Source organism: Streptomyces katrae (assembly GCF_000966975.1).
Taxonomy (GTDB): Bacteria; Actinomycetota; Actinomycetes; order Streptomycetales; family Streptomycetaceae; genus Streptomyces; species Streptomyces katrae.
This window is the reverse complement of the sequence record NZ_JZWV01001396.1, coordinates 1-456: the sequence shown is the minus strand read 5'-3', so window position 1 is coordinate 456 and position 456 is coordinate 1. Positions and strand designations below refer to the sequence as shown.

The following is a 456-nucleotide window of genomic DNA, read 5'->3' as shown; positions in this document are numbered from 1 at the left end:
CTCGGGGACACCGCGCTGATGCAGATCGCCGCCACCTGCGCCGGCTTCGAGGTCGACGGCATGCGCGCCGACATCGTGATGGCCCGTACGGCGACGGCCCTGGCGGCCTGGGCCGGGCGGACCTCCGTCCTCAAGGAGGACGTCCGCCAGGCGGCGCTGCTGGCGCTGCCGCACCGCCGCCGCCGCAACCCCTTCGACGCGCCCGGACTGGACGAGGACAAGCTCGACGAGATCCTTGACGGCTTCCCCGACGAGGAGCCGGAGCCCGAGCCCGACCCGGAGCCGCAGGGTCCGGACGACGACGGCGGCGGCCCCGACGGCAGCCCCGACGGCGGCGATGGCGGCGGGGACGGCGGCGGGGTGCCCCCGCAGGGCGGCGGCCCCGAGACCGGGCACGCGCCCGACGCGCCGCAGCCGCAGGAGAGCCCGGAGGCCCAGCCCTCCGCCCCCCAGGGC

1 pseudogene is annotated in these 456 nt (G+C 78.7%); it reads left to right on the top strand.

Features of this window, described 5'->3' with window-relative positions:
* A pseudogene (locus VR44_RS37640) lies at positions 1–456 on the top strand (magnesium chelatase); the annotation flags it as partial.